Source organism: Agrobacterium sp. DE0009, from assembly GCF_007680755.1.
Taxonomy (GTDB): domain Bacteria; phylum Pseudomonadota; class Alphaproteobacteria; order Rhizobiales; family Rhizobiaceae; genus Agrobacterium; species Agrobacterium tumefaciens_B.
Genome location: NZ_VEIU01000006.1, coordinates 123,172 through 140,449 on the forward strand (window position 1 = coordinate 123,172; position 17,278 = coordinate 140,449).

Annotated in this window: 15 protein-coding genes; 10 read left to right on the forward strand and 5 right to left on the reverse strand. The window is 58.9% G+C overall.

The features are described from left to right. Window positions 1-21 precede the first annotated feature (21 nt). From FS804_RS19415 to FS804_RS19425, 3 genes are read left to right on the forward strand one after another with little or no spacing between them, the layout of a single operon-like run. The gene (locus tag FS804_RS19415) at window positions 22-972 is read left to right on the forward strand and encodes an ABC transporter permease (RefSeq protein ID WP_144578543.1); all 951 of its coding nucleotides are present in this window, start codon (window positions 22-24) and stop codon (window positions 970-972) included. Further along, window positions 972-1,826, forward strand: a complete 855-nt coding sequence (locus FS804_RS19420; protein ID WP_144578544.1) for an ABC transporter permease — start codon at window positions 972-974, stop codon at window positions 1,824-1,826. Before FS804_RS19415 ends, FS804_RS19420 begins: the two co-directional genes overlap by 1 nt. Continuing rightward, entirely contained in the window at window positions 1,823-3,478 is a 1,656-nt protein-coding gene (locus tag FS804_RS19425; RefSeq protein WP_144578545.1) for an ABC transporter ATP-binding protein, read from the forward strand. The genes FS804_RS19420 and FS804_RS19425 overlap by 4 nt, the downstream gene beginning before the upstream one ends. A 120-nt stretch (window positions 3,479-3,598) precedes the next feature. On the opposite strand, the gene FS804_RS19430 is transcribed toward FS804_RS19425, so the two are convergent. The 3 genes from FS804_RS19430 to FS804_RS19445 all read right to left on the reverse strand — a co-directional run bounded on the left by FS804_RS19430 (window position 3,599) and on the right by FS804_RS19445 (window position 6,661). Then, window positions 3,599-4,561 carry a 2-hydroxyacid dehydrogenase gene (locus FS804_RS19430; protein ID WP_144578546.1) on the reverse strand — a complete coding sequence of 321 codons (963 nt, stop codon included), beginning with the start codon at window positions 4,559-4,561 and terminating at the stop codon, window positions 3,599-3,601. Between the two features lie 451 nt (window positions 4,562-5,012). After that, on the reverse strand, window positions 5,013-6,035 hold the full coding sequence (locus tag FS804_RS19440; protein ID WP_004433466.1) for a LacI family DNA-binding transcriptional regulator: 1,023 nt from the start codon (window positions 6,033-6,035) through the stop codon (window positions 5,013-5,015). 131 nt (window positions 6,036-6,166) lie between these two features. Next, window positions 6,167-6,661, reverse strand: a complete 495-nt coding sequence (locus FS804_RS19445) for a MarR family winged helix-turn-helix transcriptional regulator (RefSeq protein WP_144578547.1) — start codon at window positions 6,659-6,661, stop codon at window positions 6,167-6,169. A gap of 79 nt (window positions 6,662-6,740) precedes the next feature. On the opposite strand from FS804_RS19445, the gene FS804_RS19450 reads away from it, so the two are divergent. From FS804_RS19450 to FS804_RS19460, 3 genes are all read left to right on the forward strand, one after another. After that, window positions 6,741-7,541: a creatininase family protein gene (locus FS804_RS19450; RefSeq protein WP_144578548.1), complete on the forward strand. Its 801-nt coding sequence runs from the start codon at window positions 6,741-6,743 to the stop codon at window positions 7,539-7,541. Between the two features lie 113 nt (window positions 7,542-7,654). Next, a complete protein-coding gene (locus FS804_RS19455; RefSeq protein ID WP_144578549.1) occupies window positions 7,655-8,764 on the forward strand; it encodes a GTP-binding protein in 1,110 nt (369 codons plus the stop codon). 243 nt (window positions 8,765-9,007) lie between these two features. Further along, window positions 9,008-10,000: a WD40 repeat domain-containing protein gene (locus FS804_RS19460; RefSeq protein ID WP_144578550.1), complete on the forward strand. Its 993-nt coding sequence runs from the start codon at window positions 9,008-9,010 to the stop codon at window positions 9,998-10,000. Between the two features lie 128 nt (window positions 10,001-10,128). Here FS804_RS19460 and FS804_RS19465 read toward each other — a convergent pair whose 3' ends face one another. Beyond that, window positions 10,129-11,097, reverse strand: a complete 969-nt coding sequence (locus tag FS804_RS19465) for a polysaccharide pyruvyl transferase family protein (RefSeq protein ID WP_063947137.1) — start codon at window positions 11,095-11,097, stop codon at window positions 10,129-10,131. Window positions 11,098-11,148: 51 nt separating this feature from the next. Continuing rightward, window positions 11,149-12,114 (reverse strand): glycosyltransferase family A protein, encoded by a 966-nt coding sequence (locus tag FS804_RS19470; protein WP_063947136.1) that lies wholly within the window; start codon window positions 12,112-12,114, stop codon window positions 11,149-11,151. A 117-nt stretch (window positions 12,115-12,231) separates the two neighbouring features. Between FS804_RS19470 and FS804_RS19475 the strand changes: the two genes are divergently transcribed. The 4 genes from FS804_RS19475 to FS804_RS19490 all read left to right on the forward strand — a co-directional run bounded on the left by FS804_RS19475 (window position 12,232) and on the right by FS804_RS19490 (window position 17,273). After that, window positions 12,232-13,710: a lipopolysaccharide biosynthesis protein gene (locus tag FS804_RS19475; protein ID WP_144578551.1), complete on the forward strand. Its 1,479-nt coding sequence runs from the start codon at window positions 12,232-12,234 to the stop codon at window positions 13,708-13,710. 371 nt (window positions 13,711-14,081) lie between these two features. Then, window positions 14,082-15,230 carry an acyltransferase gene (locus tag FS804_RS19480; RefSeq protein WP_144578552.1) on the forward strand — a complete coding sequence of 383 codons (1,149 nt, stop codon included), beginning with the start codon at window positions 14,082-14,084 and terminating at the stop codon, window positions 15,228-15,230. A gap of 4 nt (window positions 15,231-15,234) precedes the next feature. Beyond that, window positions 15,235-16,026, forward strand: a complete 792-nt coding sequence (locus FS804_RS19485; protein ID WP_144578553.1) for a glycoside hydrolase family 16 protein — start codon at window positions 15,235-15,237, stop codon at window positions 16,024-16,026. A gap of 65 nt (window positions 16,027-16,091) precedes the next feature. After that, on the forward strand, window positions 16,092-17,273 hold the full coding sequence (locus tag FS804_RS19490) for a glycosyltransferase family 4 protein (protein WP_144578554.1): 1,182 nt from the start codon (window positions 16,092-16,094) through the stop codon (window positions 17,271-17,273). The last annotated feature ends 5 nt before the right edge of the window (window positions 17,274-17,278 follow it).

Sequence of the window (17,278 nt, forward strand, 5' to 3'; positions counted from 1 at the left end):
CCGGTCGCAGGAGCATCTTGAATGAACAGCCGAATATTGTCTCTTATCGCCAGGCGGCTGGTCGTCATGCTGACGACGCTGCTGATTGTGTCGTTTATCGTCTTTTCCGCCACCAGCCTGCTGCCCGGCGATACCGCGACGATCCTCCTCGGCCAGGCTGCCACGCCGGAGGCGGTGGCCGGTCTGCGGACCGCGATGCATCTCGATGACCCCGCCCTTCTGCGTTTCGTGCGCTGGCTTGTCGGGCTGCTGCACGGCGAACTCGGCACGTCCTACGCCAACAACATGGCGATCGCCGATCTCATCGGCCCCCGTTTCGTCAATTCCATGAAACTTGCCGGCATCACCACCATCATTGCCGTGCCGCTGGCGCTCACGCTCGGCATCAGCTCCGCCATGCTGCGCGGAACGCTTTATGATCGGGCTGTCACCATTCTCACAATCGGCGTCATCTCCGTGCCGGAATTCATGATCGCCACGCTCGCCGTCCTCCTGTTTGCCGTTTATCTGAAATGGTTACCGGCATTGTCACTGGTTAGCGAGGTTCATACGCTATTCGATGTGCTGCGCGTTTATGCCATGCCGGTCATCACGCTTACCTTCGTTGTTTCGGCGCAGATGATCCGCATGAGCCGTGCCGCGGTGATCGAGACTTTGGATACTCCTTATGTGGAAATGGCGCTTCTGAAGGGCGCCCCACGCATGCGCATCGTGCTGCGTCATGCGCTGCCCAACGCGCTCGGCCCCATCGTCAATGCGGTCGCGCTGTCGCTCTCCTATCTCGTCGGCGGCGTTATCATCGTCGAGACGATCTTCAACTATCCCGGCATCGCCAAACTGATGGTCGATGGTGTGGCAACCCGTGACCTGCCGCTGATCCAGACCTGCGCGATGATCTTCTGCGTCGGTTATCTCCTCCTCATCACGACAGCTGACATCATCGCCATCATGTCCAATCCAAGGCTGCGCTGATGACCGATCATATCAAGAGATATCAGGGAACTTCGCGTTTGGGTTACAAGATCAACGCAGTCGGCGTTTTCGGCTTTCTCGTCATTTTCCTCTGGGCGATGGTTGCGATTTTCGCCCCCTATCTCATTCCGCATCCGGTCGGTGAAATCGTCGATTTCGATTACTTCGGGCCGATGACGTCAGATCTCTGGCTCGGTTCCGATTATCTCGGCCGTGACGTCTTCTCCCGCATCTTGATAGGTGCGCGCTTCACGGTCGGCATTTCGCTCGCGGCTGTCACCATCGCCTGCACCTGCGGCGTCGTGCTCGGCATGTGCGCCGCCGTCATCGGCGGCTGGTTCGATGCGGCGCTGAGCCGATTTCTGGATGCGGTGAACTCCATTCCGAGCAAGCTGTTCGGTCTTGTGGTCGTCGCAGCCGTTGGTTCGTCCATCCCGGTGCTGATCATCACGCTGTCCGTCATATACACGCCGGGCGCCTATCGTTTCGCCCGGGCACTCGCCGTCAACGTCAACACCATGGACTTTGTCACCGTTGCTCGCGTTCGCGGCGAAAACCTTCTCTACCTTATTGGCGCAGAGATACTGCCGAACATCATCCGTCCCGTGCTTGCCGATCTCGGCGTGCGGTTCGTTTTCATCGTTCTGCTCTTGTCCGGGCTGTCCTTCCTCGGCCTCGGCCTACAGCCGCCAAATGCGGATTGGGGCGCGCTGGTGCGCGAAAACATCGGTGGTCTGCCCTTTGCGGCACCAGCCGTCATATTCCCCTCGATCGCCATTGCCAGCCTGACGATCAGCGTCAACCTTCTGATCGACAACTTGCCGCAGAAAATCCGCGACAGGAGGGAAGCATGAGCAATCTCGTTGAAATTCGCGGACTGAAGGTCGAAGCGACCACCGATTCCGGTCGCCGGATCGAGATCATCAAGGGCGTCGACATCGACATCGCCGATGGCGAGATCGTCGCGCTGATCGGCGAAAGCGGTTCTGGTAAGACGACCATCGCCCTGACCCTGATGGGTTATGCCCGGCCCGGCTGCCGCATTTCAGGCGGCAGTGTCACCGTCGCCGGGCGGGATATGGTGCAGCTTTCCGAAGCAGAGCGCGCCAAGGTGCGTGGCACAAATGTGACCTACGTACCGCAAAGCGCCGCCGCCGCCTTCAACCCAGCGCAGAAGATCATCGAACAGGTGATAGAAGTCACCCGTATCCACCATCTGATGCCGCCGCAGGAGGCGCGCATCCGCGCCGTAGACCTCTTCAAGGCACTGTCCTTGCCAAACCCTGAAACCATCGGGGAGCGTTACCCGCATCAGGTTTCGGGCGGTCAGTTGCAACGCCTCTCCGCCGCCATGGCGTTGATCGGCAACCCGAAGCTGGTGATTTTTGACGAACCGACGACCGCCCTTGACGTGACGACCCAGATCGAAGTGCTGCGCGCCTTCAAATCGGCCATGCGCAAGGGTGGCATTAGCGGCGTTTACGTGTCGCACGATCTCGCCGTCGTCGCCCAGATCGCCGACCGCATCGTCGTGCTGAAGGGCGGCGAGATCAAGGAAACGGGCACCACGACGGAAATTCTTGAAAATGCGCAGCATCCTTACACGAGGGAATTGCTGACGGCATTCCATGACAAGGTTCGCGCGGTTGCGCCGCCCACGCAGGAACGGGCAAAACCGCTGCTGGATATTGAAAATCTGATCGCCGGTTATGGCAATAGGGGTGACGACAAGATGCCGCTGGTCCGGGGGGTGGATACGGTCAGTCTTGCGGTCTATCCCGGCCGCAACCTCGGCATCATCGGGGAATCTGGCTGCGGAAAATCCACGCTTGCTCGCGCCATCGCCGGCATTCTGCCGGCGGCGAGCGGCCATGTCATCTTCGAAGGTCGCGAACTGCACCCAGACGCCCGGCGTCGAACCAGCGACCAGCTGCGTCGCATGCAGATCGTCTTTCAATATGCGGATACGGCACTCAATCCATCAAAATCGATCGAAGACATTCTCGGCCGGCCGCTGACCTTTTACCACGGCATGAAAGGGAAGGTGCGCGATGCGCGGATCGACCGACTTCTTGATATGGTGAAGCTGCCGCGATCGGTGCGCCATCGCCACCCATCCGGCCTTTCCGGTGGGCAAAAGCAGCGCATCAACTTCGCCCGCGCCCTTGCTGCCGATCCTTCACTGATCATCTGCGACGAAATCACCTCGGCACTGGATACCGTTGTTGCAGCTGCCATCATCGATCTTCTCGGCGAGTTGCAGCGGGAACTGAACCTTTCCTACATCTTCATCAGCCACGATCTCTCGGTCGTCGAAACCATCTGCGACGAGATCGTCGTGATGTATGGCGGGCAGAAGGTCGAGCATCTGGAGACGGAAGCGATCAAATCGCCCACCCACCCCTACTCCAAGCTGCTGTTCTCCTCGGTGCCCAAGCTCGATCCGACGTGGCTCGATAATCTGCAGCAGGACGCGGAGTTGGTCAGGGCCTTTTCGAAGAGATAGGCGCGTTTCCCCGGGTGATCCGGCAAGTCTCGCTGCCACGAGGTTTGGCCCGGCGGCAGTGAGATGGCCCTCAAGGGCGTGGATCGCCTTTTCATGGGCCAGGAGCCGACGCAGGAAGTATCATCCCTTGACGGGCGTTTCCGGCACCGGCGTCAGCACCTTGCCGTCCCTGAACCAGCCGAGAATATTATCGGCCACCAGATCGGCCATGGCATTGCGCGTCGGAACCGAGGCGGAGGCAACATGGGGCAGCAGGGACACATTTGGAAGCGACAGGAAGGCTTCCGGCACCTTCGGTTCGGCGTAAAAAACGTCGAGCCCGGCAGCTCCCAAGGCGCCACTCTGCAACGCCTCAAGAAGCGCGTCCTCATCAACGCTGGAGCCGCGACCGACATTGATGAATATACCTTCAGGTCCGAGCGCCGTCAGGATTTCGGTATTGATCGCCTTGTGTGTTTGCGGCGTGCCCGGCACGATACAGATCAGCGTATCGACGGCCTCAGCCATTTGCTTCAGTGAGCCATAATAGGCGTAGGAGAGTTCATCCCGCTTGCTGCGCGTGTGGTAACTGATCTCCACCTTGAACGGCTCCAGGCGCTTGGCGATCTCCTGGCCGATGCGGCCCATTCCGAACAGCCCCACCTTGCGGCCGCGCAGCGAGAACGGCGACAGTGCGAACGGACCTTCCCCAGCCCATTTGCCCTCCCGCAGCCATGTTTCGGCCTGATAAAGACGGCGCACCGTGTTGATAAGCAGAGCAATCGTCGTATCCGCCACTTCGTCATTCAGCACATCAGGCGTATTTGTCACCACGATGCCGCGCGTCGCCGCATGCTTGGCGTCGACACCGTCGTAGCCCACGCCGAAATTGGCGATAATCTCGAGCTTCGGCAGGGCATCGATCCAATTGGCGTTGACGGCGCCGGAAACAGCAATGGCGTTGACGCGCTCGGCCGCACCCTCAGGCAGAACCGGCTCGGCGCCCGCAGGCGCAGCAACGATCTCGACCTTGCCTTCGAGGCGTTCGAGAACGCGCGGATTGATCTTGCCGGGAACGAGAACGACGGCCTTTTTGTCAGACATGAGCGGATATTCCTCCTGATAACATTCCAATAGCCGGAGCGGGTTGCAGGCAAACTACTCGCCACCCCGCTCCTTCCGGGCGCGATCTTTTCAAACAACGGCTGCCGTGAAAAGGCCAATTAGGGGATGTTATGGGGCAGACAGAGGTTTCATGCCGATTTTTTGTGGCGTCCGCCACCGGCAAACGGACCGGATCCACGACTGTCCGGTTCAAATCGAAAAGGCTATGGGGAGGACGTAAACATATAGCTTCCGTCATTCCGGCCCTGAGCCGGAATTGAGCCGCAGCGCGTCCGCGCGGCGAGAAGAGTCTTTTCAGCTCAATGACTTAGGCTTGATGGATACCGGCTCAAGGCCGGTATGACGGAGGAAGGAAACGTCGCCGGCGACTATGGGCAACGCGCAGTCAGCCGGCTCAGGGTCGGAATAACTGATGAAAGCGATACCGAGCTCACACCCGCGGCCGCACCGGGCCGGTCGATTGCCGGATTCGCATTTCCGGCTTGATGAGATGAATGCCGTCAGGTTCATGGCTGCCCGCGAGCCGGTCCAGCAGCGCCCGAGCTGCCAGGCGCCCAACCTCGGCCTGGCCGTTGGACACGGTGGTCAGCGCCGGGGTGGCGATGGCAGCTTCCTCCAGATCGTCGTAACCGGTGACCGATATATCGACACCTGGCACCAGACCGGCGCGGGAGATGCCGTTCATCAGCCCGATGGCGACGAGATCGTTCCAGCACACGGCGGCGGTCGGCTTCTGCGGTAGGGAGAGAAAATGCACAGCTGCCTCGAAGCCGCCCTGCTTGGAGCGTGGGCCGGGGATGCGCAGGTTCGGATCAACCTCGATGCCCGCCTTGCGCAGCGCGTTGACATAACCCTGGTAACGATCACGGCCGGTCGAGGTCTGGTCAGTGCCGCCAACCATGGCGATAGTGCGGTGGCCGAGGCTGATCAGGTGATTGGTGGCGAGCGAAATGCCGTAGCTGTCGTCACCACGATAGGTCGGCATATCGACGCCGTCCATGGAACGGGCCACGAGAATGGCGGGCATGCCGTTCTCTTCGGCGAGCGTCATGTCCTCGATCGGCGTACCGATCGCCGGGGACATGATGATGCCGTCAGACCCGAGCTGCAGCAGTGTCTCGATGAAGGTGCGCTGCTTTTCCACCGAATCATAATGGTTAGACAGGATGAAGGTTTGGCGACTGCGATCGAGTTCGCTTTCGATGGCTTTCAGGATTTCGCCGTAAAAGGGGTTCATCACATCGTGGAAGACAACCCCGACAATACCCGAGCGCGATGTGCGCAGGCTGGCGGCGCGACGGTTATAGATATAACCCAGCGCCCTCGCCTGTTCCTTGATCTTGTCGCGCGTATCGGATGCTACCAGTGGACTGTCGCGCAATGCCAAAGAAATGGTGGCAGTCGAAAGCCCGAGACTCTCGGCAATCGTCGACAGTTTAACCTTTTGTGCCATGGCATTCCTCCCCAAACGCATGTCAACGGCGCATGTCCATTTAAACTGCAATTAAACAATTTAAATGAAATCCGCAACCCGTTTAAGGAACGCTCACAAAAACTCAGGATAGATTTAAAAATCAAATAAGTTCATTGAAGATTTGCGTCGATGGCTTTGAGAAGCCTGACGACGTTGCGAATGTCTTTGGCAGAAAAACCCGATATCGCGCGCTCGCTGCAAGTGGCGATCGAGTTGTTGATATGGTCGACGCTCTTCAAACCCGCTTCCGTGAGCTTCACCAGCGTAACGCGGCCGTCCTCTTCATAGCCGCTACGCTCCACGAAGCCCTGGGCTTCCATGCGACCGATGGTGCGCGTCATGGTGGGTGCCTTGACGCCCAATTTCTGGGCGATCTGTCCCGGTGTCAGGCTGCCTTCCTGCGCCAGAGCGAGAATGACGCCGTCCTGTCCGGCATAAAGGCCGCTTTCGGCAAGGCTATGGCTGAGCGCCGTGCGCATGGAGCGGGCAGCCTGGGTAATGGACTGCGCCAGTTCCTCCGGGTTGAAATTCTCTTCCCTGTTTTTCTTCCCTTCCTTGGCCTTCTTGCTGCCCTTGTCCTTCTTGGCGCTTTTGTCCTTGCTCATATGCGAGTGCCTTTTACCCTGTGGCGGAACCGATATATGCTGCTGGAAATCCTTATCGAATGCATGCGCGGACTGCCAGATGCCAAACTCATACACGCATTATCACGACGAAAACGTAACAGAGCCCGATCTTCGCGCAACAGGGGCAATTTCCGTGCTGCCGCTCGGCGCCCATGAGCAACACGGGCCGCACCTGCCCTTCGAGACCGACACACTGATTGGAGAAGGAATCGTCACCCGGCTCGCTGCCGCGCTGCCCCGCCATCTTCCTGTTTCTTTCCTGCCGGCAGAGCCCGTCGGTTATTCCATCGAGCACATGAATGTGCCCGGCACGAAGACGCTGGGTTACGCTGAAGCCGTCGAACGCTGGCTCGACATTGCGGAGGCGGAATATAAAAAGGGCGTGCGCAAATTTGTGATGCTGAACGCCCATGGCGGCAATTCACCACTGATGACCATCGTTGCCACCGAGGCCCGCGTCCGTTTCGGCATGCTCGCCGTGGCGACGAGCTGGACGCGCTTCGGCGTGCCCGTAAATGTCATCACCCCCGAAGACAAGGCAATCGATATCCATGGCGGCGACATCGAGACATCCGTCATGCTGGCGCTTCATCCCGAGCGTGTGGCAATGGAAAAGGCCGCCAATTTCCCGTCGCGGCAAAGTGATTTCACCCAGCGTTTCAAGCATCTGCGCGCCTATGGCCCCCACGCCTTCGGCTGGCTGATGAGCGATCTCAACCCGGATGGCGTTGCCGGAAATGCGGCCGCCGCGACCGCGGAAAAGGGCGAGAGGCTCATTTCCCATGCGGTCAACGGCCTTCTCGAACTGCTTGAAGATATCCACGCTTTTGACTTAACGTTATTTCATAACAAAACTTGAGTGGCACGGCCGAATTCGACCAAAATCTCTTTGAACTGCCGCGGCGTCGCGCCTATATGGACGTCAACACATCTTCCTGAGGCGATCAGGCCTCTCTCCACACGGGGTTTTCCATGACCGAAACAGCAGCAGCCAAGCCCATTCCAGTCACCGTCCTGACGGGATATCTCGGTGCAGGCAAGACGACGCTTCTCAACCGCATTCTCTCCGAGAACCACGGAAAGAAATACGCTGTCATCGTCAATGAATTCGGTGAGATCGGCATCGACAACGATCTGATCGTCGAATCCGATGAAGAAATCTATGAAATGAACAATGGCTGCGTGTGCTGCACGGTGCGTGGTGACCTCATCCGCGTCGTGGAAGGCCTGATGCGCCGGCCCGGCCGTTTCGACGGCATCATTGTGGAAACGACGGGGCTCGCCGACCCGGTGCCCGTCGCCCAGACCTTCTTCATGGATGACGATGTGCGCGCCAAGACCGAGCTCGATGCCGTCGTTGCCCTCGTTGACGCCAAGCACCTGCCGCTGCGGCTGAAGGACAGCCGCGAGGCTGAAGACCAGATCGCCTTCGCCGACGTCGTCATCGTCAACAAGACCGATCTCGTTTCGCCCGAGGAAGTCGCCCGCATCGAAGATATCGTGCGCGCCATCAATCCTTCCGCCCGCATTTACAAGACCACGCGCTCCGGCGTCGATCTTGCCCGCGTTCTCGACCAGGGCGCCTTCAATCTCGAGCGCGCGCTCGAGAACGATCCGCATTTCCTCGAGCATGGCCATGACGACCACGTCTGCGGCCCCGATTGCGACCACCACCATGATCATGAGCATCATCATCATCACGATCACGACCACGGGCATCATCACCATGATCACGACCATGGGCACGATCACCACCATGGCGCAGTTTCGCCGATCCATGACGTCACGGTGCAGTCGGTTTCGCTACGCGGCGGCGAGATGAACCCCGAGCGCTTCTTCCCCTGGATTCAAAAGGTGACGCAGGTCGATGGGCCCAACATCCTGCGCCTGAAGGGCATTATTGCCTTCAAAGGCGACGCGGAGCGTTACGTGGTGCAGGGCGTGCACATGATCATCGAGGGCGACCACCAGCGTCCGTGGAAGGAAGATGAAAAGCGCGAAAGCCGCCTCGTCTTCATCGGCCGCGAACTGGACCGCGAGAAGCTGGAGAAAAGCTTTAACGCCTGCCTCGCCACGGCATAGGGTTTCAAGGGCGGCACCGAGAAGCTTTACCGGTTTCTCGGCACCCCTAGCGACTTCCGGCGTCGTCCTCGGGCTTGACCCGAGGACCCAATGCGGACAGCATGGAGACGGTCGGACGCTCCAGGGTTCGCCCCGAATGCCGACCTCGACGCCAGGGTGCGGAGCCGCGTTAGCGCATCTTCGTGACTTTGGTTTGAGAACGAACCCACCGCAGAAAACATAGATACGAAAGACCAATGCCCCATGCCGACTGTTGCCCCGCTTGATATCGAAGGCCACGTGGTCTCGACCCATTTTCTCGGCGACATTCCGCTGTTTTCCACCGCCGCCGGCACCATTCACCGGCTGGATGGCGGCGAGAAGGTGACCGAGGCACATGACGGGCTTCTGACCTGCATTCGCGACCCCTATAGCGCCACGCTGCTTTCTGGCGGTGAAGACGGGCGCGTGCTGCGCATCGGCCATGATGGCAGCATCAGCGAGATCGCCAACGTGCCGCGCAAATGGGTTGGCGTCGTCGCCGGCGGTCCGCAGAAAGCGGTCGCTTATGGCGTCGGCAAGTCCAGCTTCGTGCGCCTCTCGGACGGCACGGTCAAGGAATTCAAGGAAGAGCGCACAGTGGAGGCGATCGCCTTCGCTCCAAAGGGCCTACGCATTGCCGTTGCCCGTTATAACGGCGTGACGCTCCACTGGGTGGCAACCGCGGGCGATCCCGTCGATCTCGAATGGAAGGGTGCGCACACCGGCGTCACCTTTTCGCCAGACGGCAAGTTCCTCGTCACCACCATGCAGGAAAATGCCCTGCATGGCTGGAAGATGGAAGCCACGAAAGGCGGCATGGAAGCGCGCCATATGCGCATGACCGGTTATCCCGCCAAGGTTAAATCCGTATCATGGTCGGCAAAGGGCAAATGGCTCGCCTCATCAGGCGCGCCAGCCGCGATCGTCTGGCCCTTCTCCGGCAAGGATGGCCCGATGGGTAAGGCCCCGGAAGAACTCGGCAGCCGCGCCAACGTCCTCGCCACCAACGTCGCCTTCCACCCGGTGGAAGACGTTCTCGCCATTGGCTTCATCGACGGCATGATTCTCGGCGTGCGCCTCGCCGACGGCAAGGAAGCCCTGCTGCGCCGCCCCGGGAAAGGCGCGATCACCAGCATGGACTGGAGCGCCACCGGCAAACTGCTCGCCTTTGCCTCCGAGGCGGGAGATTGCGGGATCATCGACATTTCAGCGTGACGGCCAACTTCAATGAAGAAGGCTGCCTGATAACCACCGTCGGCGCCGAAGGCGCCGATTGCCTTTCCGGCGTAGGATATCCAGCAAATGCGGCCTGAACAATGCTGCCGCATTTTCCGGATACATGCTTAAAAATAATCCCGCTTCACAGTGTCTAGAACCGCCGAGAAACGTTCCTTCCGCTCCTCCAGTCGGCCGTCCGGGCTGAGGCGGGGTTCTGCGCGACTGGCCTGCCAAAGCGCCAGCGTGGAAGGGGCCGCAAGCACCTGCTTGGCGAGTTTTCGCAGCGAGCGAGATTGCGTTTCCTGTGGGCGTACCAGCACTTCGCCTTCATGCGCGGCGCCCTCATGCGGAGAAACCGAACCAGGCTCCGCGACGACAGGTGGCGGTGGTGGCGGGAAGCTCATGCCCCAGAAACGCGAGCCCTTTTTCGCCGCCTCTGCGCGGGTCGAAACGGGCACATAACGCGGCTGGTACTCCACGCCGACGCTGCCGGCCCAATCGCTCCATTTGAAGCTGTTGATCGAAGGCGAGGTGCTGACGGCAACCCACGGCACGCGGAAGGCATCCGCCAGAATTGCACCATGCATGGATTCAGCCACGATGAATTCAGACTGGGCAATGGCGCGGATGACCGCTTTCGCTTCGCCGCGCGGGTCAAGATAGGTGAGGCCTGCTGGCTCACAGACCGTTTCCCACATGCCGAACTCCGCCGATTCCCAATGGGGAACGAAGGTCTTCTTGTAAAGTTTGGGCAGGTTTTTGAAGTCAGGCATCTCCGTGACCATGACGGCGGGGTCGACAATGCCCTTTTCAGGCGCGAGTCCCAACTTGGCGGCGGTTTTTTCGCCGCGCACGCAACGAATATCCCAGAACTCGGTGCTGGTATCCGGCACCGCGCCATAACCATAACCGCTACCGATCACCAGCTTGCGCTGTTTTCCAGGCAAAAGAACGTCGTTGAGCACGGTGCCGACACCGACGAGCATGACATCGTCATGCACGTCGCGCAGACCCGGGAGCAGAAAGTCCCACAGCCAAAGGTTGAGATCGTCACCGAAATTTCCGTGATGAGATTCCCAGTGATAAGGTTTCATGAGGTCACTCCTCGGTGAAAAACATATAGATTCTTGCGGGCGAAAATTCGCTCATCTGGAGCGCACGATTTTGCCGGCGCCGAGTTCGAAAGCGGCACGCAGCAGTGCCGGATCACGCATCACCCACTTCAACAGCAGTCCGAATTCGGGCGCCTTGCGCCGTTTCAAATTGCCCGCCTGGCTCCACAGCGCCTGTTTGCGTGCCGTGTTTTTATAGGATGCAATGGAGGCGACATCGGCCGGCCGGCGTGAAAAACGCCCCTCCAGCGTATCGAGCGCCACCCAGGTATTGAACTGCTGGCGCAGGAATTCCGGCGAGCTATTGTCGATGCTGTGGAAGATATTGACGCCCATTCCCCGCATCGCACCGGCGTCGTCACAGAGCAGCGTCCGCTTCGAAGCGAGGATGGAATCGCAGAAAAACAGCACATCTTCCGCCGCCAGACGAAGCGCCGGGTCAAAGCGGATTTTCTCAAAAAGAGGACGGCCGATCACCATGCAGGAGAGATGCAGGAAGCTCCAGTTGCGCAGCATCACACTTGCCAGATCCGGCAGCTCGATCACCAGCGGCGTCTCGGAAACGCGTGCCGCGCCCTCGTTTTTCTCAAGCTCGGAAATGGCGAAATGGTAATAAAATTCGTCACTTGCCTGCATCGAAGCCCAATAGCACTCGCCACCGAAGGTCGTGAGCGCAAAGGCCGCATTCTTGAGATGATCAGGCGTCCAGATATCGTCGGAATCCAGGAAGGCCACGTAGTCAGTGCCATCGGGCACGTTGTCCAAACCGGTGTTGCGTGCACCGCCGGGGCCAGCATTGGCCTGCTTAATGACAATAATCCGGTCTTTCTGTTCCTGCGAAATTTCCGCAAGTTCCCGATCGATCGGGTACGGCGATTCGTCATCGACGATGACAAGATCGAAGTCCTGGTAAGTCTGCGCAAAAACCGATGCGAGTGCACGTCCCAGGACGCCGTGCTGCTTTTGGTAGTAGGGAATGACGACAGTAAATCTTGCCATTGTTTCGCCCCTTGCGTTGATCAAGAAGTGTCGGGCCCGATCCTAAAAGCGGACCCGATGGTATCGGCAACTCCCAACCGGCTTCCTCCCGCCGGCCTCCAGAAACAGGATGCTTGTATGCCCCCAGCACCAAATGTAAAGACCATCACCACGAATGTCGGCTGGAGCGTTTTATCAAAAACAGGGACATTCGGGCTTAAATTTGTCACGGTCCCCATTCTCGCAAGACTGCTTACCCCGGAAGAATTCGGCGTGGTGGCGGTAGGACTTACGGTTGTACAGTTCCTGACCATGATCGCCGGCGCGGGGCTGACCTCCGCTCTCATCGTCGAGAAGGAAGAGGATATGGAGACGATCCATACCGTCTTCTGGGCCAATCTGGCGATCTCCTGCACCATGGCCGCCGTTCTCTACATCTGGGCTGAGTTTTTCGGCGGGCTGCTGGGAGCCGTGGAAAGCGCTTACCTGCTGCGCATCATGGCTTTCCTCATCCCGCTGCAGCTTGCCGGTGATGTCGCCTATTCGCTGCTGGCGCGACGGATGAACTTCAGCAAGGATGCGCTGTGGAGCATGGCCTCGGAGAGCATCGCGGCGATTGTCGCGGTCGCGCTCGCCTTCAAGGGGTTCGGCGTCTGGGCGCTTATCATCCAGCTTTTCGCCGCGGCTTTGATTCGCCTCGTCGGACTTTACGCCGTTTCGCGTTATTGCCCGCGTTTTGTCATGAAGCCACGCCGGCTGGTGCCGCTTCTTGGCTTCAGTTCGGGGCTGATGGGCTCGGAAATCGCCAATTTTGTCACCTTCCAGTCGCCGATGGTGGTCATTGCCCGGCACCTGGGTCTGGCGGATGCCGGCGCCTATTCCGCTTCCAACCGTTTCGCCAGCATTCCCAACCAGGTGGTTTTATCCGCCGTCATGGGGGTTCTGTTTCCCGCTTTCAGCCGCATGATGGACGACCCCCAGCGCCGGCGCGATGCGTTGATGTTCAGCACGCAGGTGCTGACCGTGCTGCTCGCGCCCATGATGTTCGGTCTCTGGGCCGTGGCCGAGCCGGCCATGCTTGTCATCTTCGGGCAGAACTGGGCTTATGCCTGGCCGGTGCTTGGTCTTCTGGCCCTATCGAAAGCCATTCTCACGCCCTGCAGCACCTTCATCCCTTACCTCAAGGGCGCTGGTTACGGTCGTGTCCTGTTCTGGTCGGCGACACTCCGTGCCGTCGTCACCACGGTCGCGGTCTGGTTCGCGGCACTTTATGGAACGTTGATAGACGCCATGATCTGGCTCTGTATCGTCAACGCCGTCACGCTCGTCGCTTACTCCTGGGCCGTGTTCAAAGCGAGCGACACGCCTTTCTTCCAGGGACTTTACGTCAGTAGCCGGCCGATGATCGCCGCTTTCGTAATGGCCGTTGCGGTGCGCTATTTACTTCACCTTCTCGCCGATCAGGTTCCCAACGCCACCCTTCAGGTTCTTATCGGCGCTGCCGTGGGCGGCGCCATCTATGCAATACTGATCCTGCTGACCGAACGTGCCCTGCTGGGGAAAATCCTGGGCATGGTCAAATCACGGCGCATGCCGAATACCGCAACCCAAGGTTAGAAACACCGCAGAAAAATACGCCTCATTTCTGCCGTTAAGCAGCCTTGCCACGGCGATTTTTATCGTCGTGGCAAGGAGGATTGGGCGCTCTTTTTGCAGCGCAACATCACGGCAAATGACAAATTCACACGCTTCAAAGATTTTTAAGGAAACGCGAATTTCAATAAAATTATTTTATTTCAATGATTTATTTTTTTCGCGCGGTAGAATTTGAACTCAAGACAGACATTCACCCGCAAAATCTAATCTTGTGTTTTTCCCGCGTCGCCACATTTTATCCCAAAGTCGAAACCAGACTTTCCAGTGCGGGCTTAAGTTCGCTCTGGTTGCAACGCGGCGTGGGGAGACGCCGCCCAATAGGGGTGACTGATGTGACTGTCGATCAGAACCTATCCTCCCGTATCAATTTGATGCGCATATTGTTGATTTCAGGAATCGTGTTCGTGCATGTTCCGCACGATGCCGACACCAGCCCGTTTCTCGGCCTATACGGCTTCTTCGACTGGCTGCGGGTTTTTCTGGGCGACGCCCTGTTTCGCATTGGTGTGCCCTGTCTCAGCGCCATTTCCGGTTACCTGCTGTTTCGTCGGGGCATGAGTGAATTCAATTATCCGGCAACGATCCGCTCCAAATCGAAAACCGTGCTCCTGCCCTTCCTGCTGTGGAATGGTGCGCTGTTTGCCGCCGTGTTGCTGATTCAGTTCTTCGAAGTCGGCGTGGGATATTTCCCGGATCTCTGGAACGCCGGCCCGCGTGAAATCCTGAGCCACGGGGCGGCGCTGGAACAGTTGCCGGTCAACGTGCCGCTTTATTTTCTGCGCGACCTTTTCGTCTGCATTCTGCTGTCTCCCGTCCTCGCATTTCTGATGCGCCGCTTCGCGCTGCCGACCCTTGCCATTTTGCTGGTCATGACGGCCATGCCTGATCTCACGATCTACATCGTCCAGAAAAAATCGATCCTCTTCAGCTTCTCGCTTGGTATTGCGCTTGCGCTGCACCGTGTCGACGTCAAGGCGCTCGATCCTTACGCCCTGCCGATCATGGTGCTGACCGTCATCGCCTCTGCCATTCTGGCCACCGGTCTATATTTCACCGGCCCGGAATTCACGTTCTGGCTAAACATGTCGCGCAATCTGCTCGCGGTCTTTGGTGCACTCGGCTTCTGGGTGTCTTCATCCATCCTGATCCGCAGCCGGCTTGGCCAGCGGCTTGCCGAGACCGGCAGTCTGAGCTTCTGGATATTCTGCGCTCATTACCCGTTGCTGGTCATCATGTGGATGATCTGGAACAAAGGCGGGCCGGACTTTTATCCGGCCTTCTATATCGCTGCGACGTTGTCGGCCTTCGTCATTCTGATCATCAGCAACGCGCAGACGCGTAAATATCTGCCCACCCTCTATTCTGTGCTCACCGGAAGCCGCAGCGGCAAACGCAAGGCGACAGTCGCCGCCGTGACCAAACGGGCCCCCATGATCGGCCCGCCCACATCCGAAACGCTTTATTCGCAACGACAGAGGTGAACCAATGACAACATTTGTCACCCGCGTTCAGACACGCATTCTTCTTGCCGCCGCCCTCTCGGCCACGGCCTTCACAGCGCCCGTCAACGCCCAGGAAGGCAACGGCACGTCCTTCATCGAGAACTTCGATTCCATGGACCGGTCTTTCTGGTACGTTTCCGACGGCTGGAACAATGGTTCCCACCAGAACTGCACCTGGTCGAAGAAACTGGCGACGGTCGAAAACGGCCAACTGACGCTTGGTTTCGATCAGCAAAAACTCGGCGAACGCAACTTTGCCTGCGGTGAAATCCAGACCAAGGGGCGTTACCGTTACGGCACCTATGAGGCGCGGATGAAGGCCGCAACAGGGACAGGCCTGAACTCCGCCTTTTTCACCTATATCGGCCCGACCGACAAGAAGCCGCATGACGAAATCGACTTCGAGGTTCTTGGCAAGAACACCAATCAGGTGCAGCTCAACCAATATGTGTCCGCCAAGGGCGGCAATGAGAAGCTGGTGCCGGTGGAAGGCGGGGCCGATGCCGGCTTCAACGACTATGCCTTCGTCTGGGAACCGCAGCGCCTGCGTTATTACGTCAACGGCAAGCTCGTTCATGAGGTGACGGACGCGACGAAAATTCCGCAGAACGCTCAGAAAATCTTCTTCAGCCTGTGGGGCACCGACACGCTGAAGGACTGGATGGGCAAGTTTGCTTATGCCGGGCCATCGCAGATGGTCGTTGATCGCTTCGCCTTCACCGCGCTGGGCGACAAATGTCAGTTCCCGGAAAGCATCGCCTGCGCTCTGAATTGACCGGATGTTTTGAACCAAATCCCGTGCTGCGGCGTCTTTGACCCGCGAACCACCCGGAACCCTGCATGACCCATATTCTCTACCTCGCACATGATCTTTCAGACCCCGCCATTCGCCGGCGGGTGCTGACCTTGCTTGCAGGCGGGGCGCGGGTCACGCTGGCAGGTTTCCGGCGCGGGCAGAACCGGCTGGCGGAAATCGAGGGCGTCGTGCCCACCGTGCTCGGGGAGACCGCCGACGGGAAGTTCATGCAACGCCTAGCTGCGGTGGGGAAAGCCAGCCTTTCGCTCGGCAAGCTATTGAGCGGCATCCCGACACCCGAGGTCATTCTTGCCAGAAATCTGGAGATGCTGGCGCTGGCAAAGCGCGCCATGTCGATCTATGGCGGCGAGCCGGCACTGGTTTACGAATGTCTCGATATTCACCGCCTTCTTCTCAATGAGGGCAAGCCAGGACAGATGCTGAATGCAGCCCAGCGCTATTTCGCACGCGACGCCAAACTGCTGATCACCAGCTCTCCGGCCTTCGTGGAGCATTATTTCAAGCCCGTGTCCGGCCTCGATCTTCCCGTGCTGCTGCAGGAAAACAAGGTGCTCGCGCTCGACGACGCCGTTGCCGCCACGCCAAAACAACGGGCGCCCGCGCCCGGCGAGCCATGGAAAATCGGCTGGTTCGGGGCGCTCCGCTGCCGCAAATCGCTTGAAATTCTCGCTGAGTTCGCTCGCCGCATGGAAGGCAGGGTCGAAATCATCCTGCGTGGCCGGCCAGCCTATTCGGAGTTTGCCGATTTCGACGGCGTCGTGGCCGCAACCCCGCATGTGCATTTCCATGGGCCATACAAGAACCCCGAGGATCTCGCCGCCATCTATAACGAGGTGCAATTCACCTGGGCCATCGACTTTTTCGAGGAAGGCCAGAATTCCAGCTGGCTGCTGCCCAACCGGCTATATGAAGGCTGCCTTTATGGCACCTTGCCGATTGCGTTTTCCGGCACGGAAACAGCCCGCTTCATCGAAAAACGCAATATCGGCTTCGTCCTGCAACAGGCGGGCGCTGACGATCTTGCCGCCCTCTTCAACCAGATGACCCCGCAGACCTATGCGGATGCCTTCCACACCCTATCGGCAACAGACAGGAAACAATGGCTGACCGACCGCGACGATTGCCGTCTGCTGGTGCAGCAATTGTCCTCACTCGCCAAATCCGCTTCCGGCCACGCCCGTGAAGCGCAGTTTTCACCCGTGTAGTGCGT